The sequence below is a fragment of the Streptomyces phaeofaciens genome (genome assembly GCF_014648915.1).
In the GTDB taxonomy this organism is placed as follows: Bacteria; Actinomycetota; Actinomycetes; order Streptomycetales; family Streptomycetaceae; genus Streptomyces; species Streptomyces phaeofaciens.
In genome coordinates this window covers 1-26,163 of the sequence record NZ_BMSA01000052.1, presented here as the reverse complement: position 1 = coordinate 26,163, position 26,163 = coordinate 1, and the positions used below count along the sequence as shown (strand labels likewise).

The 26,163-nt window shown below is 67.4% G+C and carries 27 protein-coding genes and 4 pseudogenes; 16 read left to right on the top strand and 15 right to left on the bottom strand.

What is annotated here, in order from left to right:
* Positions 1–905: 905 nt before the first annotated feature.
* Positions 906–1,112, bottom strand: a complete 207-nt coding sequence (locus tag IE275_RS43485; protein WP_189718239.1) for a hypothetical protein — start codon at positions 1,110–1,112, stop codon at positions 906–908.
* Between the two features lie 930 nt (positions 1,113–2,042).
* Positions 2,043–3,161: a DUF3644 domain-containing protein gene (locus tag IE275_RS43480; protein ID WP_189718238.1), complete on the bottom strand. Its 1,119-nt coding sequence runs from the start codon at positions 3,159–3,161 to the stop codon at positions 2,043–2,045.
* Between the two features lie 879 nt (positions 3,162–4,040).
* Between IE275_RS43480 and IE275_RS47000 the strand changes: the two genes are divergently transcribed.
* The 5 genes and pseudogenes from IE275_RS47000 to IE275_RS47425 all read left to right on the top strand — a co-directional run.
* The gene (locus tag IE275_RS47000) at positions 4,041–4,172 is read left to right on the top strand and encodes a hypothetical protein (protein ID WP_268255363.1); all 132 of its coding nucleotides are present in this window, start codon (positions 4,041–4,043) and stop codon (positions 4,170–4,172) included.
* Positions 4,173–4,278: 106 nt separating this feature from the next.
* Entirely contained in the window at positions 4,279–4,893 is a 615-nt protein-coding gene (locus IE275_RS43475; RefSeq protein WP_189718237.1) for a TetR/AcrR family transcriptional regulator, read from the top strand.
* Between the two features lie 83 nt (positions 4,894–4,976).
* A complete protein-coding gene (locus tag IE275_RS43470) occupies positions 4,977–5,876 on the top strand; it encodes a fumarylacetoacetate hydrolase family protein (RefSeq protein ID WP_189718236.1) in 900 nt (299 codons plus the stop codon).
* 51 nt (positions 5,877–5,927) lie between these two features.
* Positions 5,928–6,401 carry a VOC family protein gene (locus tag IE275_RS43465; protein ID WP_189718235.1) on the top strand — a complete coding sequence of 158 codons (474 nt, stop codon included), beginning with the start codon at positions 5,928–5,930 and terminating at the stop codon, positions 6,399–6,401.
* Positions 6,402–6,680, top strand: a pseudogene (locus IE275_RS47425) (thiamine pyrophosphate-binding protein); the annotation flags it as partial.
* Here IE275_RS47425 and IE275_RS46510 read toward each other — a convergent pair.
* The 3 genes from IE275_RS46510 to IE275_RS43445 form a co-directional block, all read right to left on the bottom strand.
* A complete protein-coding gene (locus tag IE275_RS46510; RefSeq protein WP_229871272.1) occupies positions 6,617–7,057 on the bottom strand; it encodes an alpha/beta fold hydrolase in 441 nt (146 codons plus the stop codon). The pseudogene IE275_RS47425 and the gene IE275_RS46510 sit on opposite strands and share 64 nt — an antisense overlap.
* A gap of 555 nt (positions 7,058–7,612) precedes the next feature.
* Positions 7,613–7,957 (bottom strand): MoaF-related domain-containing protein, encoded by a 345-nt coding sequence (locus tag IE275_RS43450; protein ID WP_229871270.1) that lies wholly within the window; start codon positions 7,955–7,957, stop codon positions 7,613–7,615.
* A gap of 274 nt (positions 7,958–8,231) precedes the next feature.
* A complete protein-coding gene (locus IE275_RS43445; protein ID WP_189718232.1) occupies positions 8,232–8,351 on the bottom strand; it encodes a ribosomal protein bL36 in 120 nt (39 codons plus the stop codon).
* Between IE275_RS43445 and IE275_RS43440 the strand changes: the two genes are divergently transcribed.
* On the top strand, positions 8,333–9,064 hold the full coding sequence (locus IE275_RS43440; RefSeq protein ID WP_229871267.1) for an acyltransferase domain-containing protein: 732 nt from the start codon (positions 8,333–8,335) through the stop codon (positions 9,062–9,064). The two genes, IE275_RS43445 and IE275_RS43440, sit on opposite strands and share 19 nt — an antisense overlap.
* Before the next feature lie 128 nt (positions 9,065–9,192).
* Here IE275_RS43440 and IE275_RS43435 read toward each other — a convergent pair whose 3' ends face one another.
* Positions 9,193–9,489 (bottom strand): transposase, encoded by a 297-nt coding sequence (locus IE275_RS43435; protein WP_373299390.1) that lies wholly within the window; start codon positions 9,487–9,489, stop codon positions 9,193–9,195.
* A 445-nt stretch (positions 9,490–9,934) separates the two neighbouring features.
* Positions 9,935–10,357, bottom strand: a complete 423-nt coding sequence (locus IE275_RS43430; protein ID WP_268255362.1) for a winged helix-turn-helix transcriptional regulator — start codon at positions 10,355–10,357, stop codon at positions 9,935–9,937.
* A 90-nt stretch (positions 10,358–10,447) separates the two neighbouring features.
* Between IE275_RS43430 and IE275_RS43425 the strand changes: the two genes are divergently transcribed.
* Positions 10,448–11,371: an MBL fold metallo-hydrolase gene (locus tag IE275_RS43425; RefSeq protein WP_229871262.1), complete on the top strand. Its 924-nt coding sequence runs from the start codon at positions 10,448–10,450 to the stop codon at positions 11,369–11,371.
* Here the strand turns inward: IE275_RS43425 and IE275_RS47420 are convergent.
* Positions 11,302–11,667 (bottom strand): aldehyde dehydrogenase family protein, encoded by a 366-nt coding sequence (locus tag IE275_RS47420; RefSeq protein ID WP_189718246.1) that lies wholly within the window; start codon positions 11,665–11,667, stop codon positions 11,302–11,304. The two genes, IE275_RS43425 and IE275_RS47420, sit on opposite strands and share 70 nt — an antisense overlap.
* On the bottom strand, positions 11,633–11,836 hold the full coding sequence (locus IE275_RS46995) for an aldehyde dehydrogenase family protein (RefSeq protein ID WP_268255361.1): 204 nt from the start codon (positions 11,834–11,836) through the stop codon (positions 11,633–11,635). Before IE275_RS46995 ends, IE275_RS47420 begins: the two co-directional genes overlap by 35 nt.
* Positions 11,837–12,647: 811 nt before the next feature.
* Between IE275_RS46995 and IE275_RS43410 the strand changes: the two genes are divergently transcribed.
* The 4 genes from IE275_RS43410 to IE275_RS43395 all read left to right on the top strand — a co-directional run bounded on the left by IE275_RS43410 (position 12,648) and on the right by IE275_RS43395 (position 16,347).
* Positions 12,648–13,490: an alpha/beta fold hydrolase gene (locus tag IE275_RS43410; RefSeq protein WP_189718227.1), complete on the top strand. Its 843-nt coding sequence runs from the start codon at positions 12,648–12,650 to the stop codon at positions 13,488–13,490.
* A gap of 24 nt (positions 13,491–13,514) precedes the next feature.
* Positions 13,515–14,234, top strand: a complete 720-nt coding sequence (locus IE275_RS43405) for a hypothetical protein (protein WP_189718226.1) — start codon at positions 13,515–13,517, stop codon at positions 14,232–14,234.
* Positions 14,235–14,408: 174 nt separating this feature from the next.
* Complete coding sequence (locus tag IE275_RS43400) at positions 14,409–15,278, top strand: aldo/keto reductase (RefSeq protein ID WP_189718225.1); 870 nt, start codon at positions 14,409–14,411, stop codon at positions 15,276–15,278.
* A 457-nt stretch (positions 15,279–15,735) separates the two neighbouring features.
* Positions 15,736–16,347 (top strand): flavodoxin family protein, encoded by a 612-nt coding sequence (locus IE275_RS43395; RefSeq protein ID WP_189718224.1) that lies wholly within the window; start codon positions 15,736–15,738, stop codon positions 16,345–16,347.
* 225 nt (positions 16,348–16,572) lie between these two features.
* Here the strand turns inward: IE275_RS43395 and IE275_RS43390 are convergent, their stop codons facing one another.
* Positions 16,573–17,193: an alcohol dehydrogenase catalytic domain-containing protein gene (locus tag IE275_RS43390; RefSeq protein WP_373299391.1), complete on the bottom strand. Its 621-nt coding sequence runs from the start codon at positions 17,191–17,193 to the stop codon at positions 16,573–16,575.
* 173 nt (positions 17,194–17,366) lie between these two features.
* Between IE275_RS43390 and IE275_RS43385 the strand changes: the two genes are divergently transcribed.
* Both IE275_RS43385 and IE275_RS43380 read left to right on the top strand, forming a co-directional pair.
* Positions 17,367–18,359, top strand: coding sequence for a GlxA family transcriptional regulator (locus tag IE275_RS43385; protein ID WP_189718223.1), 993 nt, complete (start codon positions 17,367–17,369; stop codon positions 18,357–18,359).
* A 159-nt stretch (positions 18,360–18,518) separates the two neighbouring features.
* Complete coding sequence (locus IE275_RS43380) at positions 18,519–19,367, top strand: MBL fold metallo-hydrolase (RefSeq protein ID WP_229871261.1); 849 nt, start codon at positions 18,519–18,521, stop codon at positions 19,365–19,367.
* Between the two features lie 780 nt (positions 19,368–20,147).
* Here the strand turns inward: IE275_RS43380 and IE275_RS43375 are convergent.
* The 3 genes from IE275_RS43375 to IE275_RS43365 are packed head-to-tail and all read right to left on the bottom strand — an operon-like array spanning position 20,148 to position 22,697.
* Complete coding sequence (locus tag IE275_RS43375; RefSeq protein ID WP_189718222.1) at positions 20,148–21,434, bottom strand: FAD-binding oxidoreductase; 1,287 nt, start codon at positions 21,432–21,434, stop codon at positions 20,148–20,150.
* 10 nt (positions 21,435–21,444) lie between these two features.
* Positions 21,445–22,221 carry an SDR family oxidoreductase gene (locus tag IE275_RS43370; RefSeq protein ID WP_189718221.1) on the bottom strand — a complete coding sequence of 259 codons (777 nt, stop codon included), beginning with the start codon at positions 22,219–22,221 and terminating at the stop codon, positions 21,445–21,447.
* Complete coding sequence (locus IE275_RS43365) at positions 22,218–22,697, bottom strand: MarR family winged helix-turn-helix transcriptional regulator (protein ID WP_189718220.1); 480 nt, start codon at positions 22,695–22,697, stop codon at positions 22,218–22,220. Before IE275_RS43365 ends, IE275_RS43370 begins: the two co-directional genes overlap by 4 nt.
* 45 nt (positions 22,698–22,742) lie before the next feature.
* Here IE275_RS43365 and IE275_RS43360 point away from each other — a divergent pair.
* Together IE275_RS43360 and IE275_RS43355 are read left to right on the top strand one after the other, a co-directional pair.
* Positions 22,743–23,422: pseudogene (locus IE275_RS43360) on the top strand (IS5 family transposase); the annotation flags it as partial.
* Between the two features lie 152 nt (positions 23,423–23,574).
* The gene (locus tag IE275_RS43355) at positions 23,575–24,288 is read left to right on the top strand and encodes a DUF7019 family protein (protein WP_189718219.1); all 714 of its coding nucleotides are present in this window, start codon (positions 23,575–23,577) and stop codon (positions 24,286–24,288) included.
* Between the two features lie 82 nt (positions 24,289–24,370).
* Here the strand turns inward: IE275_RS43355 and IE275_RS43350 are convergent.
* Positions 24,371–24,644 (bottom strand): annotated as a pseudogene (locus IE275_RS43350) (transposase); the annotation flags it as partial.
* 1 nt (position 24,645) lies between these two features.
* Positions 24,646–25,036, bottom strand: a pseudogene (locus IE275_RS43345) (transposase); the annotation flags it as partial.
* 72 nt (positions 25,037–25,108) lie between these two features.
* Between IE275_RS43345 and IE275_RS43340 the strand changes: the two are divergent.
* The gene (locus IE275_RS43340) at positions 25,109–25,339 is read left to right on the top strand and encodes a hypothetical protein (RefSeq protein ID WP_308435787.1); all 231 of its coding nucleotides are present in this window, start codon (positions 25,109–25,111) and stop codon (positions 25,337–25,339) included.
* Positions 25,340–26,163 lie beyond the last annotated feature (824 nt).

The window sequence follows — 26,163 nt, the reverse complement described above, 5'->3', positions numbered from 1 at the left end:
AGGGAGCAGCAGCGGCCGCCGGTCAGTTGGCTCGGGTCGTCGGGACCATCCCCGCGGGCACAGAGAGCAGGCCGGGCCACTCAGCCGCGTCACGCCGGTGCCGGGACCATCCCCACTCGCGCAAGGAGCAGTACCGGATGCGGTATTGGGCGCGGGCGTCGGTAGGACCATCCCCGCACGCGCGGGAAGCAGCCGTCCACCGGGACCATGGCGGACTCGGGCGCGGGTCCATCCCCGCCCATGTGGGGAACAGATCCCCATCGCCACCCTTCTCGGCGATGGTCATAGGTACCATCCCCGCTCGCGCGGGAAGCAGGCCATCCGCGGCCGCGCAGACCTTGAGACAGCCGGAACATCCCCGCACACGCGGAGAGCAGGGCTCACCGGGCCGAAGACCTGGAGGTACGCGGGACCATCCCCGCTACACGCGAGGAACAGCAAGGTTCCCATGGAGTCGGCCGTCAGCTTCTGGGACCATCCCCGCTCACGCGGGGAACGGCCGTGCGGCGCCACCCTGGTGGCCGTGCCCGCGGGACTATCCCCGCTCACGCGGGGAACAGGGCACCTGGTCCAGGTGGCGGATCGTGCCTTGGGGAACATCCCCGCTCGCGCAGGGAGCAGTGCTTCAGTCTGTCCGCTCTCAGCTTCTGCGCGGGACCATCCCCGATACGCCGGGAGCAGCAGACGACCGACGTCATGTCGATCCAGATGACTGGGCCATCCCCGCTCGGGGGGAGCAGTCAACCAGGTCGCCGCCCCGGGTCTTCACCTTGGGACCATGCGCTCACGCAGGAGCTGGGCCCGCCGCTCAACCTCGGCGTGATGGAGAAGGGACCATCCCCGCGAGTGCGGGGAGCAGCCTGTTGCCTGGTGCAGCCCAAGCACGTGAGCGGGACCATCCCCGCTCACGCGGGGAGCAGCAGCCGACCGTCCCGCGGCTCTTGCCGGTGTCGGGGCCATCCCCGCACGCACGGCGAGAACAGCAGATCGGTGACCTGGTGTACGTGAACCTGGTGGGACTGTCCCCGCTCGCGCGGGGAGCAGGTGGCGCCCAGCTGCTTGCCGACCAGGCCCTTGGGGCCATCCTCGCTCGCGCGGGGAGCAGCACTCATGCTCAGCCGACATGATGCGGCGCGGGGGAACATCCCCGCTCGCGCTGGGAGCAGGGGTGGCCCGCCTTCGCGTTGGAGTCCCAGTGAGAAACATCCCCGCTCGCGCGGGGAGCACAGGCCCGTCGCACCGGGGACGGTTCGGACGATGGGGCCATCCCCACTCGTGCGGGGAGCAGCGGACGCTGGCGGCTGCGGAGTTGTCCCACGCGGGAACATCCCCGCTCACGCGGGGAGCAGAACGTGGCCCTGGTCCTCGTCTGCTACAGCGTGAGACCATACCCGCTCACGCGGGAAGCACGCCGTTGAGACCATCCCCACGGGTGCAGGGAGCAGTGCGCCACTCAGGCCGGCCACCCCCTGCCCGAGGGCCCATCCCCGCACGCGCGGGGAGCAGACAAACAGGCCGTTCGCGTCCCGGACAAGCTGGGGACCATCCCGGCTCACACGGGGAACAGTGATCTCCTCCGAGCCTATGTCGGCGGCGCTTGAAATTTTTTCAGCCGTCGCCGACAAGCCTACCCATGACGAGTTGGGGACCATCCCCGCGCTCGCGAGGAGCAGGCTGTCGGGAACGTCCTCCGGCGGTTCCGCCCGGCACCATCCCCGCTCACGCAGGGAACAGTCGACGGCCACCGCCTTCCAGGCCGACGGCCCGGGACCATCCCCGCACACGCGAGGAGGAGAGGCCGACGCTGGTGCCTGTCGTGACGTGCGTGGGACCATCCCCACTCACGCTGGGAGCAGGAAGCAGGAGCCGAGACAGCAATCCCGGGATCGGGACCATCCCCGCTCACGCGGGGAGCAGAACCCATAACCAATGGATTAAAAGGCTGCTGAGGGAACATCCCTGCTCGCGCGGCCGACCGCTCCGTTGCAGACTCGCCCGAGCAGAGCACGCAACCCTCCGCCGTGGGTCGGGTGCTCTCGTGGTCAGGCGCTCTTGCTCTGCTGGTGGGTCTCCCCCTCCTCGGTGGGTGAGACCGCCTGCTTCGGCAAGGAGATGACTGTCTTTATGCGCGGCTCCTTGCCGAAGAACTCGCGGTACTTCTCAACGGTACCGATCTCCTTGATGATCTTCGCAACCCAGGCCGATGTGTAGAGGTAAGAGTTGAAGGCCTCGCTGTAGATGCAGTACCTCGCATCGGTGTCGCACGGTTTGGCGGAGTTCTTCGCAGGGCGCACCTTGAACCGCTGCCACATCTCCAGGTGCTCGCTGAACGGGCTGAACTCGAAGGGAAGCTGCGTCTCGACGAGCGTGCAGACCTGCTTTGCGCGCAGCTTCGCCTTGTCCGCCACCTCCACCTGACGATCCCTGATGATGACGGTGCCCTTGCGCCCGGCCTCAACCATGACCTTGCGCTCCTCCTCGGTCAGCTCGTCGAGCTTAACGAAGTCGATCGCCAGGTCGGCCTCCGTCTTCGAGCCGACCATGGGCACGAGCCGGACACGATAGTCGTACTTGAGATCATCCAGTACGTCCGGTTCGATGGCCGCCTCGAACTTCGCCACCAGATCGCGGGTGTGCTTCGGGAGCTTCTTCGCCGCCTCCTGGAGCTGCTCACGGCCTTCGACCGTGAGTGCCTGAAGAGAGATGGGGAAGCGAAGCCGATCGGCGAGGCTGTACCTGGAACCGAAGTGGTCCACCATCTCCTGCTCGTAGTTCATGACGAGCGCCTGGGCCTTGCCGCCAGTGGCGATCTTCAGGTTGTGCTCATACCGGTGTTCCACCTTGTTGCGAAGCGCTACGAAAAGCTCGGCGTTCAAGCGGACCGGATCGGCGCTGTTGGTGTAGCGCTGCTTCAGGCACCACTCCAGATCCCACGCCTTCGGCTCACCGTCGACCAAGACGTACTGGCCGTTCTTGGGGTCCTTGTAGCGGTAGTCGATCTTGGCCCTGTGGAACTCCGCGTGAAGCAGGTAGTGCCACGCTTTGTGCATGTGTGTGAGGAAGTCGGAATAATTGCCGCTAGAGCAGTTCCACTCGTCAACTGCCTTCAGGGCGTGGCGCTGCGACTCCATGAGGATGTGATGCCAGCGGGCGTGTGCCATGTCGTACGTCCTTCTCGTTCGACAGAAGGATCACATTCAGCGCCACCCTCGGACAAGCGGTATTCCCACGGCACGTCAGGTGAATCAGGGTGATCACGGGCCACAAGATCATCTCTTTCAGCGAAACCACGGCAGACGCGCCCGCCGCAGGAACCATCCCCGCGGACGTGGGGAAACAGCGGCAGCAGGGTGACGCCGGCTTCCCCGCCCCGGGAACATCCCCGCTCTCGCGGGGAGCAGGGCGCGTCCAATCCGTCAGCGAGCACCATGCAGGGATATCCCCGCTCTCGCGGGGAGCAGTGGTGGCCATGGCGGGGGTTGCTCCCTCTGCGGGGACCCATCCCCACTCGCACAGGGAGCAGATGAGCGAGCCATCTACGGAAGGCGCAGGGTGCGAACCTCCCCGCTCGCGCGGAGAGCAGGAAGATTTCCATGGAGTCGGCGTCAGCTTCTGGGACCATCCCCGCTCACGCGGGAGCAGAGCGACTTGCCCCAGCCGTCGACCTTGTCGATGGGGCCATCCCCACTCACACGGAGAACAGGCGACCACCACCGCGTCGTCGGTCGTCCACTCGGAAATATCCCGATCGCGCGGGGAGCAGTCGGCCACGCGCCAGGATCCCGCGTGAGCCTTGGGATCATCCCCGCTCACGCGGGAGCAGCTGGACCGCACGTTCCTGCAAGTCCATGACCTGGGGCCATCTCCGCTCGCGCGGAGAACAGGACACCAGCGGCCTGCCGAGCCCGGAGCGCGAGGGAACATCCCCGCTCACGCGGGGAGCAGGTACCGGCGGACCGTGCCGCCCGCTGACCTTCAGGGACCATTCCCCGCTCTCGGGGGGGGAGCAAGGGTGGCCCGCCTTCGCGTTGAAGTCCCAATTGGGAACATCCCCTCTCACGCTGGGAGCAGCAGGCTCCACTCACGAGCTCGGTATCGCTTTGAACGCCTACGAGGCCCGCCTGGACGTCGACCTCTCCGTCCTGGACAACGGGCAGGACGGGGCGGCGTGAGCCCGGAAAGCGAACACCGGCCTGCCCACCGGACCGCTCGGTTCGTGCCTGGCAGCCACAGCACGAAGGATATTCAAGAACGATCGTTTGCGTTTAGAATTGCCGGATGCCGAAGCTGACTGAAGAGTTCCGCCAAGAGCGTCGCCGTCACATCCTGCGTGCGGCGTGGAGGTGCTTCTCCCGAGACGGCTTCCACGCCACGTCGATGGACGATGTGATCAGGGAGACGGGCCTGTCGTCGAGTGCGGTCTACCGCTACATCTCCAGCAAGGAGGAGCTGGTCGACGAGGCGGCGCGGGAATCCTTGGGGCAGGTGATGCGCCTGCTGGACGGCCTCCTAGAGGCCGATCCGCCACCGAGTGTGACCGAGACGCTGCGCTGCCTGGCCCAAGGGGTCGATGAGGCGGCGGGGCAGGAGTACGACCTGACCCGGATCGCCATGCAGAGCTGGGCGGAGGCGCTGCGGCGGCCGGAGCTGGCCGGATTGGCCCGGGACTTCCACCGCCGGGTCCGTGACCGGCTAACCGATCTGGCCGCGCGCTGGGTGGCGGCCGGTTATCTGTCGCCGCGCGCCAGGCCGACGGAGGTGGCCACGGTGCTGGGCACGCTGCTTCCGGGCCTCATCGTCAATGCCCGACTGGTGGACGGCATCAGCGCGGAGGCACTGGCCTCCGGGCTGGCAAGCCTGGGGGCGGGTGCACAGGAGCCGATCGAACAGTAAACGCGAACGAACGGTTGCGTTTGCTGTGACGCCGTGACTACGCTCTCCATTGCGAAAACGATCTTTTCGTATGGATGTGGGAAATGATGAGGAACGCCTTTGAAGTCGCGACCGTCCAGGCCGACACCGGACCCGCCACCGCGCTGGTGACTGAGGGACGAACCTGGTTGCTGAGCGATCTGGACGAGGCTCTCACCGATGTGAGCGTGCTGGAGTTGCTGGGACAGTGGGACCGCACGCTGCCCCGGCTTCAGGGCCTGGCCGACCGTGTTTCCGCAGGCCGGGTGGGTGCTTGTACGCCGCTGAAGGAGCCGCGGCTCCTCACCCCGGTGCGGTACCCGAGCAAGCTGCTGGCGGTCGGCGCGAACTACGTCGGGCATCTGCGAGAGATGGGCTTGGAGCCGACCAAGTGGACGCCGATGCCGTTCTTCCTGCGGCCGCCGCGCACCACGCTGGTCGGCCCCGGCCGGACCGTGCCCGTGCCGACCGGTACGCAGCAGTTCGACTGGGAGTGCGAGCTGGCCGTGGTCCTGGGCCGCGGCCTACGTAACGCCACGCGCGCCGAGGCAGCCGCGGCCGTAGCGGGCTACACCATCGGCTTGGACCTGACCTGCCGGGACCTGATCAAGGTCGACAACGAACTGCACGTCGATCTCATGCGGGGCAAGGCGCAGGACTGCATGGCCCCCTGCGGCCCGACCATCACCCCCGCCCGGTTCGTCGAGGATGTCGGCGACCTGCGTATCCAGCTGTCGGTGAACGGCGAGCCGATGATGGACGCCTCCACCGAGGAGATGCTCTTCGCGATCGACGAGCAGCTGTCGCTCATCAGCGAGGTCATGACCCTGGAGCCCGGGGACATCCTGTTCACCGGCTCGCCCGCCGGGTCGGCCGGCGAGCACGGCGGCCGCTGGCTGCGTCCCGGCGACACCATCCATGCTCGGATCGGCGGCCTCGCCCCGCTCGACGTGACGGTCTTCTGAGCCGCACCCCAGCCAAATGCCCGCCCCCGAATCTCTGAAAGGCCGTTCGTCATGACTACCTCTTCGGCCTCCGCCTCGGCACCGATCACGCCCCTGCGCGGCATCCACCACCTCAAGTTCGCCGTATCCGACCTGCCGCGCGCCCTCGCGTTCTACGAACAGGCCTTCGGTGCCCGCCGCATCCCGCACTTCGACCACCGCCACGAGAACGGCAGCGTCTACGCCCACATCCTCGAACTGCAGGGACTGGGCACCCACCTGGAACTGCGCCTGAACGCCGCCCACGCCGCCCGGCACCGCCTGTTCAACACCCTGACCATCACCGTCGACGACCGGGCCGCGCTGGAGCGCTGGGACTGGCATCTGAACATCCTCGATCTGCCGCACTCGCCCGTCCTGGTCTCGCTGCTGGCCTGGGTGATGGTCATCGAGGACCCGGACCAAAACCGCATCCGCCTCTACACCAGGGAATCCCACGGCCCCGAACTGCCCCCGGACGCGGACAGCCCCTGGCTCGCCGATTGAGTGCCCAACCGCCCACATCGACCTTCCACACGAGAGACAATCCACATAGAGAATCGGCGACTTCGTCGTCTGCCGCCTTCACGAGGCTGGCATTACCTAAGTCTTCGGCTTCTCCGGGGACTACAACCTGGAGCTGATGGAGCATATCGAGGACACCCCAAACTGGAGTGGGTCGGCAACGCCAACGAACTCAACGCCGCCTACGCCGCGGACGGCTATGCCAGGCTGTGTGGCCTGGGCGCGGTCGTGGTCACGCATGGTGTCGGTGCGCTCAACGGCATCGCCGGGGCGGCCAGCGAGCACGTCCCGGTCGTGTGCATCTCCGGCTCGGCTTGCCGGTGGTCTGGGCGACACGCTCCGGCGGGGCGGGCAGGTCGGGGACACCGTCGGCGGAACCTGCCGGCCACCACCAGACGGTGCACCAGCTCCGGCGCGGCCAGGGCGACGATGCCGCCCATGGACCATCCCAGCACGTCGATGTCGGTCTGGCCCAGGGAGCCGATGAAGGCCAGGGAGCCCTGAACCAGCTCGTTCATGGTCACCGGCGCGCTGCCGGTGGCGAAGCTGGTGCTGCGGTGGTCGAAGTTGATGACCTCACGCTCCGCGGACAGCAGGTCGAGACATCGGGTCTCAGTGGTCGATGATGCCAGGCGCATGTGCATCGCGAGCGGGCGGGTCCCCTCGCGTCCCGAAACGACGGTAGGCGAAGCGCTCGCCGTCGGGTCCGTCGACGTAGCGTGTCTCGGCTGAGTCGGCCAGGTAGGTGGTCACGTGTGAGTCCTGTCGTCGGGTGGTGTGCGGTCGGTCTGTGCGTCCGATGGGTCAGGCGACATGCCGTCGAGTCGGGTGCCCTGTTGCGGAAGCCGGGTGTGTCCGTTCTCGGCCGGTGTGCGGTGAGAGAAACCCGGCATACCGGCGTCCGGCGCACCGGTCACCGCGGGTCCCGCCCCGGAGGCGCGCTTGCCGGGACGACCTGTCGGCACCGCCCTTTCGGTGTCCCAGAGACGGCCGACGAGGGCTGACGGACGGTTCGTGGCCATGCACAGCTCCCGAGCCGGGGTTCGTGCCAGCGAGGGCGACGACCGGCAGTGGACCTCGGCTGCCCCCAGTCACTGGGGAACCGGGAGCCTGTCGGGTGACGGGGGCGAACCCGTTCACCATTCACCACCGTCCGAAAGATGTGAATCGCTAGAAAAGCTGCTTACCGACGCTCAGTCCAGTGGCTTAATGGTTCCCGTGAGGGCGATCGGAGATCCGTCCGGCAACGTGATGCGCGAGTAGACCCGGCCGCGTTCGACATCCTCCAGGTGGGTGACGAACGCCCCTGACTCCTCCTTCCACGAAGTGAGGAACACCTCCGGCCGGACCTCCTGCGAAGTGACGGCCACCGTCTCGGTGTGGCCGTCCGGTACCAGGCCCCCGCCGTTGACGACAGTGAAGGTCATCCGCTTGTCAGACTCGAAGCGCATCTCCAGGGACAACTGACCCAGCTCGGCGAAGAGGTTCCGGCGAGCCGTCGGCTCGTGTGACATGACGTGCCTTCCTGATGGGCTCATACGTGTTTCCGCCAGGATTCCCCAGCATCCACAGCAGGGCATCCGTCGTCCGACCTAACCTTCCTCGGCGGACGACGTACGCGATCGAGTGCGTTCGGCAGACTTCCCACGCCTCTTCCCGTGCCTCGTGCGGCCGGGGGCACCCGGCCGCACACCTGGAGAAGCCTGACGACACTGCGCCCCACCAGTCGACACCGGTGGGGCGCAGAGAGAGCCCACGATGCGCCCACAGCCTCCCGGAAGCCGGTGCCGGGCCGCCCATGTGTGTCGGGCTTCAGCCCTGGCGGGCCTTGAAGCGCGGGTTCTTGTTGATCATGAATGTCACGCCGTTCCGGCGGAGCACCTGGGCGCCGGGCTTGTTCTTGAGCGAGCGCAATGACTTGCGTACCTTCAAGGCCGTCTCCAGCCGGCGCGGGCGTGCCCTCGTTCGGGATCAGCGGGACCAACGCCCACGTGGCCCTTGTACAGGCACCCGCTTCGACGGAGCCCAGCCCGACGAAGGCCTCGGGCGAGGTCGCCTCCAGTGCTGTGGCTGCGGCCAGGTGGGAGTCGGTGCCGTGGCCAGTCTCGGCCCGCAGCGAAGGCGCCCTGCACGACCAGATGGGCCGCCTCGCGTCCTGGCTCGGCACCCGCGCCGGCATGACACCGATGAACGCGGGGTATTCACCCGCCACGACCCGCGGGGTGTTCCGCCACCGCGCCATGATGATGACCCCGGCAACAGGTCGGCCTGCGACTTGCGCACCCATCGCGGGTACGGGTGCCGGGGCCGGTCCGGTGGCCTTCATGTTCTCCGGCCAAAGCGCCCAACACCCAGGAATGGGACGCGAACTCCACGATGCCTTCACCGTGTTCGCCGCAGTCCTCGACGAGGTGTGTGCGATCTTCGACACTATGACCGGCGGCTACCTGCGTGACGTGATGTTCGCCGGTCACACCGACGAGGGGACCCTGGACCGCACCGAGTACGCCCAACCCGCCCTGTTCACCTCCGGAATCGCCCTCTTTCGCCTTCTGGAATCCTGGAACGTCCGGCCCGACTACTTCCTCGGCGAGATCACCGCCGCGCACGCAGCCGGAATCCTCAGCTTGTTCTTTATGGTGTGACCTCGAATGGCACCCCCGAACATGCTCCCTCGTACGAGAATTTCGGAGACGACGACACGGCCCCCGTCTGATCCTGTGCTCCGTCACAGAGGCACTTGACCAGCACTAAGAGAGCATCTGATCAAGGTTCACGCTGATGTGTGCAGGATGTCCGTTTCGATTCGCCAGGTTGGTACGGATTCTCCGGTCAGTTCGCGGGACATTTTGTTAGCCATGGCCCAGTGGATCATCGCTCTTGACCTCTGCGGGAGGGCTTCGTAGTCCCGCGCCAGGCGGCGGTGCTGCATCAGCCAGCCGAAGGTCCGCTCGATCACCCACCGTTTCGGCAGCGGCTCGAACCCCCTCGTCCGTGGCCGCTGCACCACCTCGACACAGGAAGCGTTCGCGGTGGCGTCACGCTTTCGGGACGACTTCTTCGACTGCATGGCTCCGCTCGAAATTCTCGATGGGACCAACCCCGCTCGCGCTGGGAGCAGGGAGCAGGAGCCGAGACAGCAATCCCGGGATCGGGACCATCCCCGCTCACGCGGGGAACAGATCACGCCGGTCACCGGGACGTACGTGACGCCGGGACCATACCCGCTCACGCGGAAGCAGAGCGACTTGCCTTTGCCGTCGTCCTTGTCGATGGGACCATCCCCGCAGACGCGGGGAGCAGAAGGTGCAGGCAGTCGGCTCGACGATCAAGGCGAGACCATCCCCGCTCACGCGGAGGAGCAGGGAGCCCCCTTGGACCGCACGCGGCTCACGTCAGGACCATCCCCGCTCACGCGGGAGCAGAGTTCGGCGCTTCCTTGGACTGCGCGACGGCCTCACGGGCAGCACGGTCCCGCCCTTCGTACGTGCGGGGCGTACGAGACGCGGGGCGGCTCAGGGTCGTATCTGCGGCGGGTGTGTTCCTCCCACCATGGTCAGGTCCTCGAAGCGGATCTCCTCGCCGCAGGCGGCGCAGTCCGCTCGGGTGTGCAGGACGGCACCGCATCGGTGCTGGAATTCCGTTGTGGCGATGCCGTCCCGGCAGTACGTGTCGCCCCACTCCTTGAGGGCGGCGAGCACGGGGAGCAGGGCACGGCCCGCCTCCGTGAGGACGTACTCGTCGCGCGGCGGATGCTCGCTGTAGCGCCGTCGTTCCACGACGCCGGCCGTCTCCAGCCGACGCAGTCGTGTGGACAGCAGCGTCCGGGAGAGCCCGACGGCGTCGGCGATCCCGGAGAAGCGCCGGTTGCCGTACAGCAGCTCGCGCACGATCAGCAGCGAATGGCGTTCACCGACAACGGCTACCGCGTCGGCCACAGAACAGACACGGGGTGCCGGTGCAGATTCAGTACTCACTGTGCTAGGTTAACGTCATCAGTGAGTACATTTTTTGCACTCACTTCTCCGATGCTGTCCGTCCGCATCAACGTGCCACCAGGCAACCACCACACGGAAAAGAGCATGGTAGAGATGGCCTCCCAGACCGATTTAGCGTACGAAGTCTTCATCTCCGATCCGATCCCCACCAGCGTCACGGATCCCCTTCCCAACGGAGAGCTGTTCTCGTGGTCGCCGATGTCGACCACGCTGATCTATGGGGAGAAGAACGCAGTGCTGGTCGATCCCCCGCTGACGATCGAGCAGACCCGGAGGGTGGGTGACTGGGTCGAACAGTCGGGCAAGCACCTCGAACACATTTACATCACGCACGGCCACGGTGATCATTGGTTCGGCTCCGGCCCCCTGGTCGAGCGCTTCCCCGGCACCGTTGTGCTCGCCAGCGAGGACAGCATCCGTCTCATGCGGAAGCAGGGCTCGGCGGAATTCAGAAAGGAACAGGTCGACAACCTGTTCCCCGGTCAGGTCCCGCCGTCTCCCGTGCTCGCACGGCCCGTACCACCGCAAGGGATTCTTCTGGAGGGCAACGTTCTGCGCTCCGTCGAAGTCGGGCACAGTGATACCGACGACACCACCGTGCTTCACGTTCCATCGATCGGGCTCGTCGTCGCCGGCGATGTCGTTTACAACGGCGTACACGTGTACCTCTCCGAATCCGCAGATGGGGGGCGTGCAGAGTGGCTTCAGGCGCTCGACGCGGTCGAGCGCCTCGCGCCGCGCCACGTCGTCTGCGGACACAAGAACAAGGCACTTCCCGACAGCCCGGCCACCATCGAGGAAACTCGGCAGTACATCCGTGACGCGGACCGGCTCCTGAAGGAGACAACGAGCCAGATCGAATTCTTCAATGCCATGTGCTCCCTTCATCCCGAACGCCTCAACCCGGCGGTCGTGTGGCTCACGGCCACCGCGCTCATGGATGCACAGAGCTGAGCCCTACCAGCTGCGCCTCCGGGCCGCCTCCTTGCCCCTGAAGAAGTCCGGGCCTCCGCTGGGTTGACCTGGGCGGAGTGTTGGTGCGGGTCGTCCGTGGCCGTCACAGTGGGGAGGGGGTAGTCGACGACCGCGCACACCCCGACCGGCTCCCGCTTGGTGTACCGCAGCACGTCGGGATGGGACATCGGGGCCGTCTCCCCGTAGAGCTTGGTGACCCGGGCCGCGTAGTAACGGAGCGCTCGGCTGCGACCTTGACGCTCACCACCGCGAGACGCCGATCGGCCGGCCCTGATCGAGGGTCCCCAACTGGCCCACTTCCTCGGCGTGTTCGTCGATCAGGTCGCCCACGCGCCACGGGATGCGAGCCCGTTCGGCTGGCGCGAGGCCAGCCCAGGCGGGACTGCCGAGCGCCGCCCGGGCTGCCGCGACCGCCCCGTCCACGTCCGGTCGGCGTCGGCGCAACTTGCGTGCGACGCACCGGTCGCCGGGTCGACGGTGTGGGACTCGGCGCCGGACGCTGCCGACTGTCAGGCGCCTCCGATGAACAGGGAGCTGGTGCAGCGAGTGGGGGCACTTACCAGCCAGCTCGATCGCGTCCAGCAGCCGTCGCGCCCGCTGTCTTCACATCCTCCGCTCGGGATCGCCGATGAGGGCCTGGGCCAGCGCCAGATGCATCTCCCGCCGCGCGGCGAACGAGGCGGACCCGTGCACCGCCGAAGGCATCAGGATGGCGAATGGCCCACGCGCCCGCTTTCCAGGCGCACCAGTCCGGCCTCCTCGGCGACGGACAAGGCGTCCATGTCCGCAGAGGCCGCCAGCAGGGCTGGCGGGCAGTCCGGTGCGTCCGCCGCGGCCGCGGCCCGTCGAATAAGGCCGACAGCATCGTCGTCATCGAGTCCGCCGCCAGCGCCGTCCTGTGGTCGCCGGTACGCAGCACTGACCCCGGAGCGGGGGGGACACTCCACACTCAGCGGTCTCTCTCCCCCCGGTCCGCGGCCCGCGCGCCAGGTGACCGCCTGAGCGCCTGAGGACGACGCCCGGCCGGCCGTGCCCGTCCGGGCGTTCGTGTCACCGCTCCCTTCCTGGCACGACGTGTAGGAAAAGAAGTGCGCCACAAACTCTCCACATGTGAAGGTCATGCTCGTCACGTGGCATCGAGCAGTCCGGCAGGACGGGCCGGCCACGGGATCGGCACAACGCCTCGGCACACGTTCGTGTCCCGTCGCCCACACACCCCGGTCCACACGCACATACGGTTCGCCAGGGAGAAGCGATGGCCTCAGAAACGCACCACACCGCCCCCACGCAGTTCGCCGAGGTCGACGGTGTCCGCTACGCCTACCGTCGGCTCGGTCCCGAAGGCGGGGTGCCGCTGGTGATGCTGCAGCACTTCACCGGCAACCTCGACAACTGGGACCCCGCGCTCGTCGACGCGTTGGCCGCCGAACGCGAGGTCGTCCTCGTCGACTACCCCGGTGTCGCCTCCTCCAGCGGCACGCCGGCGGACACCGTCGCGCAGATGGCCCAGCAGATGATCAGCTTCACCGTGGCGCTGGGCCTGGAGCAGATCGACCTCCTCGGCTTCTCCATCGGCGGTTTCGTCGCCCAGGACATGGCTCTGGTCCGGCCCCGGCTGATCCGCCGCCTGATCCTGGTCGGTACCGGTCCCAAGGGTGGCCCGGGCATGCACGGCTGGCGCAATGACATCGAGACGCACGCCCGTGCGGCCGTGCCCACCGGCGAGGACCTGCTCTACATCTTCTTCGCCCACACCGAGACCAGCCAGGCCAAGGGCGTGGAGTTCCTGGGCCGCTTCCTGGCCCGCACCGAGGACCGGGACGTACCCAGCAGCCTGGCCTCCCGCGACGCCCAGTACGACGCCGTGCTGGAGTGGGGCATTCCCGACCACGGCGCGCTGCAGCGGCTGACCGGCATCCAGTGCCCCACGCTGATCCTGCAGGGTGACAACGACCTGATGATCCCGACACGGGGCAGCTACCTGATGGCGGGCCTCATCCCGGACGCGCAGATCCGCATCTACCCGGATGCCGCCCACGCGTCGCTGTTCCAGTACCCGACCGAAGCAGCCAAGGACGTCAACGAGTTCCTCGGCTGACACCCCGCCACCAGGAGACATATCGTGTCCGACCTTCTCAACACCATCTTCGACGCCTACGGCGGCCGCGCCCGCTGGGCGGAGGCCGACCAGATCAGCGCCCGCCAGTTCTTCGGCGGCGCCCTGTGGAGCATGAAGGGGCATCCCGGGGCCCTGAACGACGTGGACGTGACCGTCGGCCTGCACCGGCAGTACGTACGGCAGGAACCCTTCTTCGAGGACGGCCACCACGTGACTTTCACGGGGGACCGAGTCGCGGTGGAGGACACCGAGGGCAACCTCGTGGAAGAACTCCTCGACCCGCGTGGCTCCTTCGCCGGCCACGGGCTGATGTCTCCGTGGAGCAGGCTGCAGTTGGCCTACTTCTCGGGCAGCGCCATGTGGACCTACCTGGCCGAGCCGCTTTCGCTGACCTTCCCCGGGGTACGCACCGAGGAGATCGGGACGTGGACGGAGGACGGTGAGAAGTTCCGCCGCCTGCACGTGGTCTTCCCCGACAGCATCGCCACTCTCAGCACCGAGCAGACCCTGTACGTGGACAACTCCGGGCTGATCCGCCGACGCGACTACAGCGTCGCGATCGCCGGCGACACCCCCGCCGCCCACTACATCTCCGGGCACCAAGAGGTGTCCGGCCTGGTCGTTCCCACCACCCGGATGATCTACAGCCGCGACGAGAACGGCCACAAGGTGCCCGAGCCGCTGGTCGTCTCGGTGCGTCTGGAGAACGTCACCGTCTCTTGAACACCCTGGCACCCTGCCGCGCGACGGGCCCGCTGTTTCCGGCCAGCCACGACCCGCGGCGGGGTCGGTTTTCCCCGGCGGGCGGCCGCGCGGCACGGACACGGATCGCGGCGCTTCACCGTGCCGTCGCGCCACCCGACTGCGGGTGGCCCGAAACAAGAAAGGCAGACAGCAATGAGCAGCATCTCAGCAGCGTCCTCCGGGTCGTTCACCATCGGCGGTGACCTGAAGGTCAACCGACTCGGTTACGGCACCATGCAGCTGACGGGTCCGGGAGTGTGGGGTCCCTTCCCCGACCAGGACAGTGGTGTGCGCGTTCTGCGCCGTGCCGTGGAGCTCGGCGTGACGCTCTTCGACACCGCCGACTCCTATGGACCCGGGACGGCGGAGGAACTGCTGCACAAGGCGCTGCACCCGTACCCGGAGGACCTGGTGATCGCCACCAAGGCCGGACTGACCCGCCCGGGCCCCGGACAGTGGCGCCCGAACGGCCGTCCCGCCTATCTGCGGGCGCAGGCGGAGTCCAGCCTGCGCCGGCTGGGGCTGGAACGCATCCCGCTCCTCCAGTTGCACCGCATCGACTCCTCCGTGCCGTTCGAGGACCAGATCGGCGTCCTCAAGGAGCTGCGTGACGAGGGCAAGATCGCCCACGTCGGACTCTCCGAGGTCGGCGTCGACGAGCTGGAGCTGGCTCGCCGCATCGTGCCCGTCGCCTCCGTGCAGAACCTCTACAACGTCGCCCAGCGCGACTCCGAGGACGTTCTGCGGTACGCCGAGGCGAACGACATCGCGTTCCTGCCCTGGTTCCCGCTGGCCACGGGGCAACTTGCCAGGCCGGGCGGTCCCCTCGACCGCGTCGCGGCCCACCTGGGCGCTTCGCCGTCCCAGGCCGCGCTGGCCTGGCTGCTGCGCCGCTCGCCGGTCGTACTGCCCATCCCGGGCACGTCGTCGGTCGAGCACCTCGAGGACAACGTGGCGGCTGCCTCGCTGGAGCTGTCGCCAGCGGACTTCGAGGCTCTGAGCGATCCGTTCTCCCGCGACTGAGACGATCCCGGAACGAGGACGGGGACCACGGAAAGCCGACCGCCGGGCAGGGTCTCTTCGAACCTCTCCGCTGCACTCGGGCCCACTCAGCCGGACAGGTGCCCTCCTGGTGAAAGCGGCCGCCGGCGGTGCCGGCGCGCTGGTCAGCCAGCCCGCGTACCCCGTTACGGGGATGGACGTGACCGTGACCGGTACGGCTTCTTGCGGGGGACAGGCCGGCTCCTCCCGGGGTTCTGGGTTCCGGAATGACACGACTGTCGCGAAGATCACCCCGGCCAGGCTGGGGCGGCTTCCGGGAATTCCGACAGGACCGAAGCACTTTGACTCAAGCAAGACGACCGGTCGCATTACTCAACCGACGCCGGTGAACGGCGCAGGCGACCTCAAGGGGACAGGAAGTACAAAGGCGACCGCGCCCCCGCCGAACATTCCCGCACTCGACCCACAGGAGCAGACCATGTCCGAGCAGACCTCCCCCCGCCCGACCGTCGCCGTCGCCTACCACTCCGGCTACGGGCACACGGCCGTGCTGGCCGAGGCTGTGCGACGCGGGGCCTCGGACGCCGGAGCCGACGTGACCTTCGTGGACGTGACCGCTGTCACCGACGAGCAGTGGCACCGGCTGGACGCCGCGGACGCGATCATCTTCGGGTCGCCCACCTACATGGGCGGCGCCTCGTCCGGCTTCCACGCCTTCGCCGAGGCCACCAGCGGCCGCTGGGCCGAGGGACGCTGGGCGGACAAGCTTGCGGCGGGATTCACCAACTCGGCCTCCAAGAGCGGCGACAAGAACAACACCCTGGCGTTCTTCGCCGCCTTCGCCGCCCAGCACCAGATGCTGTGGGTCAGCCTGGGCCTGGCTCCGGGCTGGAACTCCAGCTCCGCCTCCGAGCACGACCTGAACCGCCTCGGCTACTGGGGCGGAGCCGGCGCGCAGACCCCGTTGGACGGCGGAGTCGACACCGTCCACAAGGCAGACATCGCCACGGCCGAGCACCTGGGCGCGCGCGTCACCCGGCAGGCCGCCCTGATCAGCGCCGGACGCCACGCCCTCGCCGGCACGGTCTGAGCGTCGACGCGACCTTCCGGGGCGGTGCGCCGCCCCCTTACCCGCCCGCACGACCGGCGCGAGAGCCTCACGGTCCAGGATGAGGGTCGTGGTCAGCGGGGAGGAAACCAGCCGGTTGTCGTCGGGTATGCGCTGGTCACGGGCGCGCGAGACGCCGTCCTGGACCAGTGTGGAGAAGTGCAACGAGGACGCGACTGTGCTTTCTCCTCGGGGCGGGCAGAGGCGTCAGGCGCCAGTGAGGACCGTCTTGCCGCGGCCCGACTTGGCGGTCTGCGCGGCGCCTGCCTGCTCCAGCGGGTAGGTGGCGTCGACGGTGGGGACCAGCCGCCCAGTCGCGGCGAGATCGGCCAGGGCTCTCATGCCGATCCGGTCGGCCTCGACGAACAGGCCGGCGGCACGGACGCCTCGGCGGGCCGCCTCCGGCAGTACGTCGGCGAGGGTGTGCGGCAGAGTCGTGACGAGGACGATCTGGAGGGCCAGGTGCCCGACCCCGCCGGCCGTGCCGTTGATCAGGACGCGGCTGTCCTTGCCGATACGGGCGGTCTCCACCAGGGCCTGCCAAGTGGTCAGCCCGGCAAGCGGCAGGGCTGCGGCCTGCACGTGGCCGAGGTTCTTCGGCTTGGGCATGAAGGCGCGGGTCGGCGCGAGGACGTACTGGGCGAAGGCACCGTGGCCATGTGGGAGGGGCAGCATCCCGAACAGCTCGTACAGGGTGACGCCGGCACCGACGGCCTCGACGGTGCCGCAGACGTCCCAGCCGAGCACGAACGGTGGTTCGCCGACGAGTACGCCGGTCTCGCGGTTGTAGGTGTCGACCGGGTTCGCACCCGCCGCGTGTACCCGGATCAGGATCTCGCCCAGGCCGGGCCTCGGGACAGGGGGTGACGGGCTTCAGGACCTCGGGGCCGCCGAACTCGTCCTGGCTGATGGAGAGCATCGTGTCGTTTATGCATTCCGCCGTCTACCCTTCGACGATCAAGGACAATGGCAGATATGCCAATATACGATAGAATTCAGCCATGAATAGTTCCGGGTGCGATCCGCACCGGGTGGCCGTCCTCGCCCTGGAGGGGGTCTATCCCTTCGAGCTGGGCATCCCGGCCCGGATCCTGGGCGCCGCCGAGGGCCACTACGACGTCCGTGTCTGTTCGGCCGACGGCGGCCAGGTCGCCACCAACGCCGGGTTCTCCGTCATGCCCGAGCACGGGCCGGACATTCTGGAACAGGCCGACACTGTCATCGTCGCCCCGATCGAGCCGACGCATCTGACCCGCGACTTGCCTGCACCCGTCGCGGCCGCACTCTCCCGGATCCGCCCCGGCACCCGTGTCGCCTCGATCTGCACCGGCGGGTTCATCCTCGCCGCCGCCGGCCTGCTCGACGGACGCCCCGCAACCACGCATTGGGAGTGTGCTTCCTTCTTCCGCCGCTGGTACCCGCACATCCGCCTCGACGAGGGCGTCCTATTCGTCGACGACGGCGCGATTCTGACCTCTGCCGGCGCCGCCGCTGGCATCGACCTGTGCCTTCACCTCATCCGCACTGACCACGGCAGCGAACTCGCCAATCGCGCAGCCCGCCGCTGTGTGGTGCCGCCCTTCCGCGACGGCGGGCAGGCCCAGTACATCGACCGACCCGTGCCCGACGACCCGGCCTCCTCCACCGCAGCCACCCGCCAGTGGGCCTTGGAACACCTCGACGAGGCGCTCACTGTCCCTCAACTGGCCGAATACGCGCACATGAGCCTGCGTACCTTCGCCCGCCGCTTCCGCGAAGAAGCCGGCCTGTCGCCCCGTCAATGGATCATCAGGCAGCGCCTCGACCGCGCCCGCCGCTTGCTGGAATCCAGCAGCCTCACCATCGACCAGATCGCCACCGACGTCGGCTTTGCCACCGCCAGCTCACTGCGCCAGCACATGAGCGCGGAATTAGGCGTCTCCCCGCTCGCCTACCGCCGCACCTTTCAGGCTGCCGCGACTGCCCGGCCGGACCGTGCCGAGGCACACGCGTAGCACGACGGCCCCGATTGGCAGACTTCTGGCGCGACTTGGCCATTGCTCTATTGCACGGCGTTTCGCCAGGCCGGACCGTGGGTTAATGAACGATACGACGTTGACGAACCGTTGCGGTGAGTTCCAGGCGAGCGGCACGACGCGGCAGGCGGTGAAGTGATGGCTCTCGGCTACGACGTTCTGGTGACCCTCCCGCCATCGGCGGTGCTGCCCGACGGTACCTCGGTACGGCCAGTTCCGGCTTGGTCGCCGATTGCTTCCACCCTCATCCACGGCGAGCGCGACGCCATCCTGGTCGACGCTCCGCACACCGAGGACAAGGCCCGCGAGGTCGCCGACTGGGTGGTCGCCTCCGGCAAGAACCTGCTCGCCATGTATGCCACCCATGGCCACGGCGATCACTGGTTCGGCTTTGCGGAGGTGGCCAAACGATTCCCCGATGCTCAGATCCTGGGCACCAAGGGGACCGTGGCGCTCGCCCAGTACCAGATAACCGGCCTCATGGACTTCTGGAACGGCCAGTTCCCCGGCCAGATCGTCAAGGACGTCATCGTGCCAACGGCGATCGACGGGTACACCTTCGACCTCGAAGGCCATGAAGTCCGTTTCGTGGAGGCAGGCGACAGCGACACCCAGGACACCACCTTCGTCCACGTCCCCGACCTCGGTCTCGCAGTCGCGGGCGACATCGTCTACAACGGCGTCCACCTCGCCCTGGCCGGGGGTGACGCCCAGCGTCGCCGCGACTGGGTCTCAGCCATTGACAAAATCGCGGCACTGCACCCTAAGGCCGTCGTCGCCGGGCACAAGGCCCCTGGCAGCGATGACGACCCCCGCCACCTCGACGAGACCCGCCAGTACCTCAAGGACGTCGAAGAGCTCAGCACGGTGGCACGGGAGGCCAAGGAGTTTGCCGACCTGATGACGGCGCGGCACCTCGCCCGGATCAACCCCACGATCCTCTTCCAGTCAGCCGAGCACATCTACCCCGGCACCACCGTCAACTGACATAGCACCCAGTCCAAGGTCAGGGCTTCCCTACCGTCCCTTGTCGGGCGACCGCATGCGGTCGCAGGCTGGGGGGCCTGGTACCTGGCAGCAGTATGACGGCAGGGACCACGTCATGGTTCTAGGTCAGGCCGTCACTTTGGAGCGGAGGCCCGCGGCCCCCATGGTCCTCAACAAGAGTCGGGTGCTGGCCACAGGCGCAGAAAGGGCGGACACAGCAGGCGGAGCGCCGTCAGCCTAGCGGCATCCTGCCTGACCACCCCACTTCTGCGGGTACAGGGCGGCCTGCGCCGGTCTGTCGGCGCACTGCGCAGCGCCGCCCCGAGAGACGCGCCTGCAGGCTGCCCACCAGTGCGAAACCGCCGTTCCAAGAAACGGTTCGACACCGAGTCCCCGCTGCCCCATCCCGCCGACAGGACTGGGGCCAGTGCCGGGGTGTCGCCTACGACATCCCGCTCAATCTGCAGTATCCACACGTCGCCCCGCCGGTGCGGTGAAGGCAGGCACGGACGCGGCAAGTCCTGATACCCCCGCCGGCGTCGCCGCGGAGATCTATCGACGGCCATGCCCTTGGTTCTGACCGCAGTTGCGTAACGTTCCGCAGATCCTGGCCCGACTCAACGCGGGAAGCCAGGATCGAGATCGCATCTGCCGTACAGCACACCACCGGACAGTCCACTGTGAAGGCCTTCCAGGCGGGCGGCCCCCATGCGCAGGATCGCGCATCGGCCCCGGCCCTGCCAGATCAGTGGTCGCAGGGCCAGCCGCCCGCAACGGGGCTCATGGACGATGCGTGACGTCCGGAAAGCCTACGACCGGGAAATTTTGTCTAAAGACGTTGTCAGGATCGACCTGCTTCTTGATGTCGCGCAGCCGCTGCAGTGTCGCGCCGGGGAAGGCTTCGGTGAGTCTCTGCGGGGTGAACTCCGACTCGAAGCTGAGGTACAGACCGTCCAATGACGGATGTACCGCTGCCCAGGCCTCATCGAATGCCCGGGACGAGGAGGGCGCCACGGCCGTGATGGAGAAGTTCTGATGACGATGGGCGTAGGCGGTCGCGTCAGCAGGCACGTCGTTGATCGCGCCCCCCACGGAACGAATCTGCAGCAGCTGACCGAAACCGGCCAGATCCAGGCTCTCGAGTCTCTCGCTCAGATCTTGGTCGAGGTGGACAGCCAAGCCAGTGTGGGTGCGGCCGCTCTGCTGTCCGCGGTGCGGGGCGTGGGTGGCGGCCACCACGGCAGCGTACGGCACCACTTGGGCCTGGTGCCCGACGGTCGGTGCGACCTGCAGGAAGGGGGTGAGGGCGGCTTCGGCGGCGGCCGGGTCGTCTCCTGCATAGACCACGGTCGCCAAGGCGAACCCGCCTCCCATCAGGTAGAGGAAAGCTGAGATCTTCCGGGGAGCGGCCTCGACTGTCTCCCCCCAGGCTTGCAGGAACGGCGCGAGGCGTTCTATCCGGTATTGCAAGGTTGCTCGGGCCACGACGGGGACGGGGTCGGCCCGGAACTCCAGGGATGTGACGATGCCCATGTTGGCGCCGCCTCCGCGCACAGCCCAGAACAGGTCCGGTTCCCGCTGAGCGTCGAGATGGAGGACGCGCCCGTCGGCGGTGACCATCTCGGCTGCGGTGATGTGGTCGATGGTCAGCCCATGGGCCCGGCCCATCAGTCCGATGCCGCCTGTGGTCGCCAGGCCGCCGACGCCGACATCGCCGGAGTCGCCAGAACTGATCGCCAGTCCCCACGGATGGAGTGTGGCGGCGACCTCGCCCCAGCGGGCACCGGGTCCGACCCTTACCAGCCGAGCATCAGGACGCACCCGCTCGATCGTGCTGAGCCTGCTCAGATCGATGACGGTCCCGCGTTCGTTGGTGGACACGCTGCTGATTCCGTGTCCGCCACTGCGCAGGGAAAGGGGGCCACCGGTGTCGCGGGCGAAGCCGAGGGCCTGTACAACCTCGTCTGTGGTACGCGGTTGGAGCACCGCTGCCGGAGCGCCGGTGGTCGTGTAGACGTGCTGCACATCCGCATAGCGCGGATCGCCGGGACGAATGATGTCGAGCATGGTGACCGCTTTACTTGAGTGGTGGTGGGACGGGGAGGGGGCCGACGGCGGGATCGACGAAGTAGCTCAGGACATCGCTGGACAGTGGGCTTTTGCGTGCAATCAGTTCCGCGACATGGATGCCGACATCGATGGCCGGGATCCAGGCTGGGTTGTCGATACCGGCGAGCTGCCGGGGCCGGGTGCGGATCACACCGAGTACAACCTCGTGGATACGCGGGCCACCTCTGCCGCCTTCTTCCTCCGCAACGGTTCGAGTCAGAGACTTGGTGGCAGCTGACCCGACGGCGACGGCACCGGCCCCTGGGTAGGGTATGTCGGCGCTCATGCCGTTGATGTGGACGATCGCGCCGGTGGCCGCAACAGCAGGAACCAGCGCACGGAACGCGCGGAAGATCGTGGTCTGGTTCTGTACCAGCTGCTCCTGCCACTCCTCATCGGTGAAGTCGATGAGTCTCTTGCGGCCCTGGCTGCCCCAGTCCGCCACACTGAGTACTACGCCCTCCAGCACACCCTTCTCGGAACGCAGTGCCGCAACGCTTTCGGACAGTTTCGGGTCCAGCAGGTCCAAAGTGCGTACAGCAAGCTGGGGGTGGCCGATGCGGGCCGAGAATTCCGCGAGCTTCGCCTCGGATCGGGCGGTGACGACTACGTGAGCACCGGCGACGAGCAGGGCTCGGGTGATGCCCTCGCCCACTCCGCCGGCGCCGCCGACCACGAGGATGGTACGGCCGGTCAAGTCGGTGTCCGTCTGGGCCCAGAACGGCAGAGTCGTGGCGTCGGTCACGATGTCTCCCCTTCACTAGGTCGGGTCCGCTCCAGATGGAGCAGCAACGTTTTGAGAATGGCGTCGAGGCCGTCCAGCTGGTCGGGTTCCAGCCCGTCAAGGAACCAGCGCTTGGCGGACCTCATGTGGGGACCAAGAGCGCGGCGGTAGGCGGAAAGTCCCTCGTGAGTCAAAGACACCACGGCGGCGCGCTTATCCCCCGCTACTCCCCTGCCTCGCTCCAGCAGCCCGCGTTCCTCTAGGCGGCGCAGCTGGTGGGACATGCGACCGGTGTCCCAGTCCAGTGCCTGGGCGCACTCGGTGGAGCGCATGAGTCCGCCAGGTGCCGCGGCAAGCTGCGCCAGCACGGTGAACTCCGTCTCGGACAGCTGGGCGTTCTCCCAGAGGTCCCGGCCGACTTCGCGGCGTACCGCCTCGCTGAGCAGGATGAAGTTCCGCCACGCCCGGCGCTCCTGCTCCGACAACCTCTCTGGCATGTTGGCGACTCTAGCACTTTGCTGACACGTCAGCTAGGTGCATGACCGTTGCCGGACCGCGACGTGCTGTGCGGGATCTTGTACGTGCTGCAAGCCGGAATCCAGTGGGAGTACCTGCCCCAGGAGGTGGGGTTCGGCTCGGGCATGACGTGCTGGCGGCGGCTGCGGGACTGGAACGAGGCCGGCGTCTGACAGCGGCTGCACGAGGTCCTGCTGGCCGAGTTGAACTCGGCCTTGCGGATGGACTGGTCCCGGTGCGTGGTCGACTCCTCCCACGTCAGAGCCTTAGAAGGGGATCCATACGGGCCCCTCGCCGGTCGACCGGGGCCGGGTCGGCTCGAAGCACCATCTGATCACCGACGGGCACGGCACCCCGCTCGCGCTCCTGCTGACCGGCGGCAACCGCAACGACGTCACTCAGTTGCTGCCGTTGCTCGATTCGATCCCGCCGGTCCGCGGCCGGGTTGGCCGGCCCCGCCACAAACCGGACTCGCTGTTCGCCGACCGGGCTACGACCATGACATCTACCGCCACCAGGTCCGCGCCTGGGGCATCGTGCCGCGATCGCCCGCCGCGGCACCCTGCACGGCACCGGACTGGGCACCTACCGGTGGGTCGTGGAGAGGAGTTTCGCGTGGCTGCACGGCTTCCGACGTCTGCGGATCCGATGGGAACGGCGAGCCGACATACACGAAGCGTTCCTCAAACTCGCCTCATCATGTTAGCGCGTGTAAGAGAGCGGTCGGCTTACGTCAAAGCCGCAACCTTTCGCGCCCTTGCCGTCATCGGGCCAGGCTGAGAGGCTCGAGAAGCCCACTTGCGCCAGAAACGAGTGCCCCATGATCTCTTCGCATGACTATGTCGGACAAGAGTTCGGATGGTTCAGCATCACGCGACACATAGGTTCCGGCGCCGAGGCCGAAGTCTTTCTCTGCCGACACACGCCCACGCAGCGCTCCTACGTTCTTCGGCTGCCGAGCAATACAACAAAAGTATCCTGGATTCCTTTCGTGAACTCAGCCTGAAGTTCAAAACTCCAGTCGCCGAAGCCGAACTTCGGTTTGCGAATGCCAGCCCAGGACTGGTGAGTGAAGTTCGTCGTTTGGAGAAGCGGATCGCGGAAGACGTTGCCCCACTGGATTTTGAATGCCTGGGTGCTCAGGAGGACGTGCTTCCGCCCTTCTTCTACTTCCACACTCCGGCCGCAAGGTTGGTGAACGAACAGCAATTCTGGGTGGCAGGTCATGTCGACGGCGTCGCTCTCGTACTCGTGGGAGCAGCGCGCCACGCCACAGGAACCTTCACGTCCACCCGCGGACTCAGTCCCAGCATCGATCCATTGCGAGCGATCACAGAGAAGGCGGAAGAGGTGTCCCAGCCTATTCGGGCGGACCTCCGCGGGGCATGCGCGTACGCCTGGCAGGCGATCATGCGGACCAACGGCCAGAGCGGGATACAACTGCCAGCCGTGACAGGCATCGCAGTAACGGTGGCAGTCGTCGACGCACATCGGCAGCAGATCAGGCGGGCCGGCATTGATGGGATTCGGCAGGTTGTAGTGGGTACGCCGCTTTTCGTCGAGCAGACGTAGAGGGTGCCGATCCGGGCGTGTGAACTTGGTCCTCCCGCTCAATACCCCAGCGCCACCGCTAACCCCCGCTGTCTTACAACGGCTAACACGAGGAGGCGAGTTGTCGGCGGGTGTTGAGGCAGCAGGCGAGTTTGAGGAACGCTTCGTGTATGTCGGCTCGCCGTTCCCATCGGATCCGCAGACGTCGGAAGCCGTGCAGCCACGCGAAACTCCTCTCCACGACCCACCGGTAGGTGCCCAGTCCGGTGCCGTGCAGGGTGCCGCGGCGGGCGATCGCGGCACGATGCCCCAGGCGCGGACCTGGTGGCGGTAGATGTCATGGTCTTAGCCCGGTCGGCGAACAGCGAGTCCGGTTTGAGCCGTAGCCGGTGTGGATGGTTGGTAGAAGGTGCCGTCGCGGAGCATGGCGAACAGGACATCGATGCGGCGTCGGGCGAGCGCGATGAGAGCGGCGACGTGGTGTTTCCCCTCGCGGCGTTTGCGGTCGTAGTAGGCGCGTGACTCGGGCTGGGAGAGCGAGGCAAACGCGGCCAGGCAGAAGGCCCTCTTGAGCTGTTTGTTGCCTCGCCGGGGGGAGGTTCGCCGCGGATGGGGGAGCCGGAGTTCCGGGTTACCGGAGCGAGGCTGGCAGTGGCGAAGCCGCTGCCGTCACCGACGTCGATGAGGATGCGGGCCGCGGTCCTGATCCCGATGCGGGCATCGAGATCAGGACCACCTGGGAAGGAGGGTGGGCTTCCAAGAGCTCCTCATGCGTCGGCCCGAGCAACTCACCGACACCGAACGCAAATGCCTCGACGAGCTATGCCAACGCAGCCCCGCCTTGGCCACGACCATCCAGTACGCCCGGCGCCTGGCCGCGATGGTGCGCGAACACCGCAGCGAGCGCATGGCCCTCGACGTCCCGCTCGCCGATGTCCGGCTCGACGGACAACGAGAACTCTGCACCCTGGCCGCCGGCATACGGCGCGACTGCGCAGCCGTACTCGCCGCCCGACCACCACCCACACTTCGGGAGCGGTCGAAGGCAACGTCACCGGAATCAAGCTGCTGAAGAGACAGATGTACGGCGGGGCCAACTTCGGCCTCCTGCGACGCCGCATCCTCCTGTCACCTTGATCAACAGGCTGGCACCCCCAAATCAGCGACAGAGCCCGGAAAGTGATCCAAAACCAGAGTTCAGGCGTCGCCGACAGAGAACATCCCGGCTCGCGTGGAGAGCGGCACGCCATCCCCGCCGTACGGGAGGGACTTGGACTATCCCCGCGGATGCGGAGCAGGCCGTCGCCGCCTTCGACTTCCGCCGGTGCGCGGGACCACCCCCGCGAGTGCGTGGGCGTAACTCGCCCGGCTTACCGCCGAGACCATCCCTGCGGGTGCGGGGAGCAGCGGCAGCAGGGTGACGCCGACCGTGCGGGGAGCAGCCGCTGTGTTCGGGGTGGCCGGGGCCGTGGTCGGGGCCATCCCGCTCACGCGGGGAACAGGGGCGCACTTTGCTGACCTTGTCCTGCGTCTCGGGATCATCCCCGCGGGTGCGGGAAGCAGCAGACGTCGAAGTACCCGCCCTTTGCCTACTGGGGACCATCCCCGCTGGCGCGGGGAGCGGCCCGGGGAGGTATCCCCGGGACTGCCTCATGTGGGACCGTCCCCGCTCGCGCGGGGAGCAGTTGCTTTGCCAGATGCCCATGCACCCGATCGAGGGACCATCCCCGCTCACGCGGAGAACAGCTGCACGGCGCCACCCTGGAGGCCATACCCGCAGAAACATCCCCCCTCAGGCGGGAGAGCAGTCGGCCTGGGAGTACTTCTCGGCCGAGTGGATGGGTGTCGGCGACGCTTGAAATGTGAGCCGATTCCGGCGGGTGAAAAATGACCCCC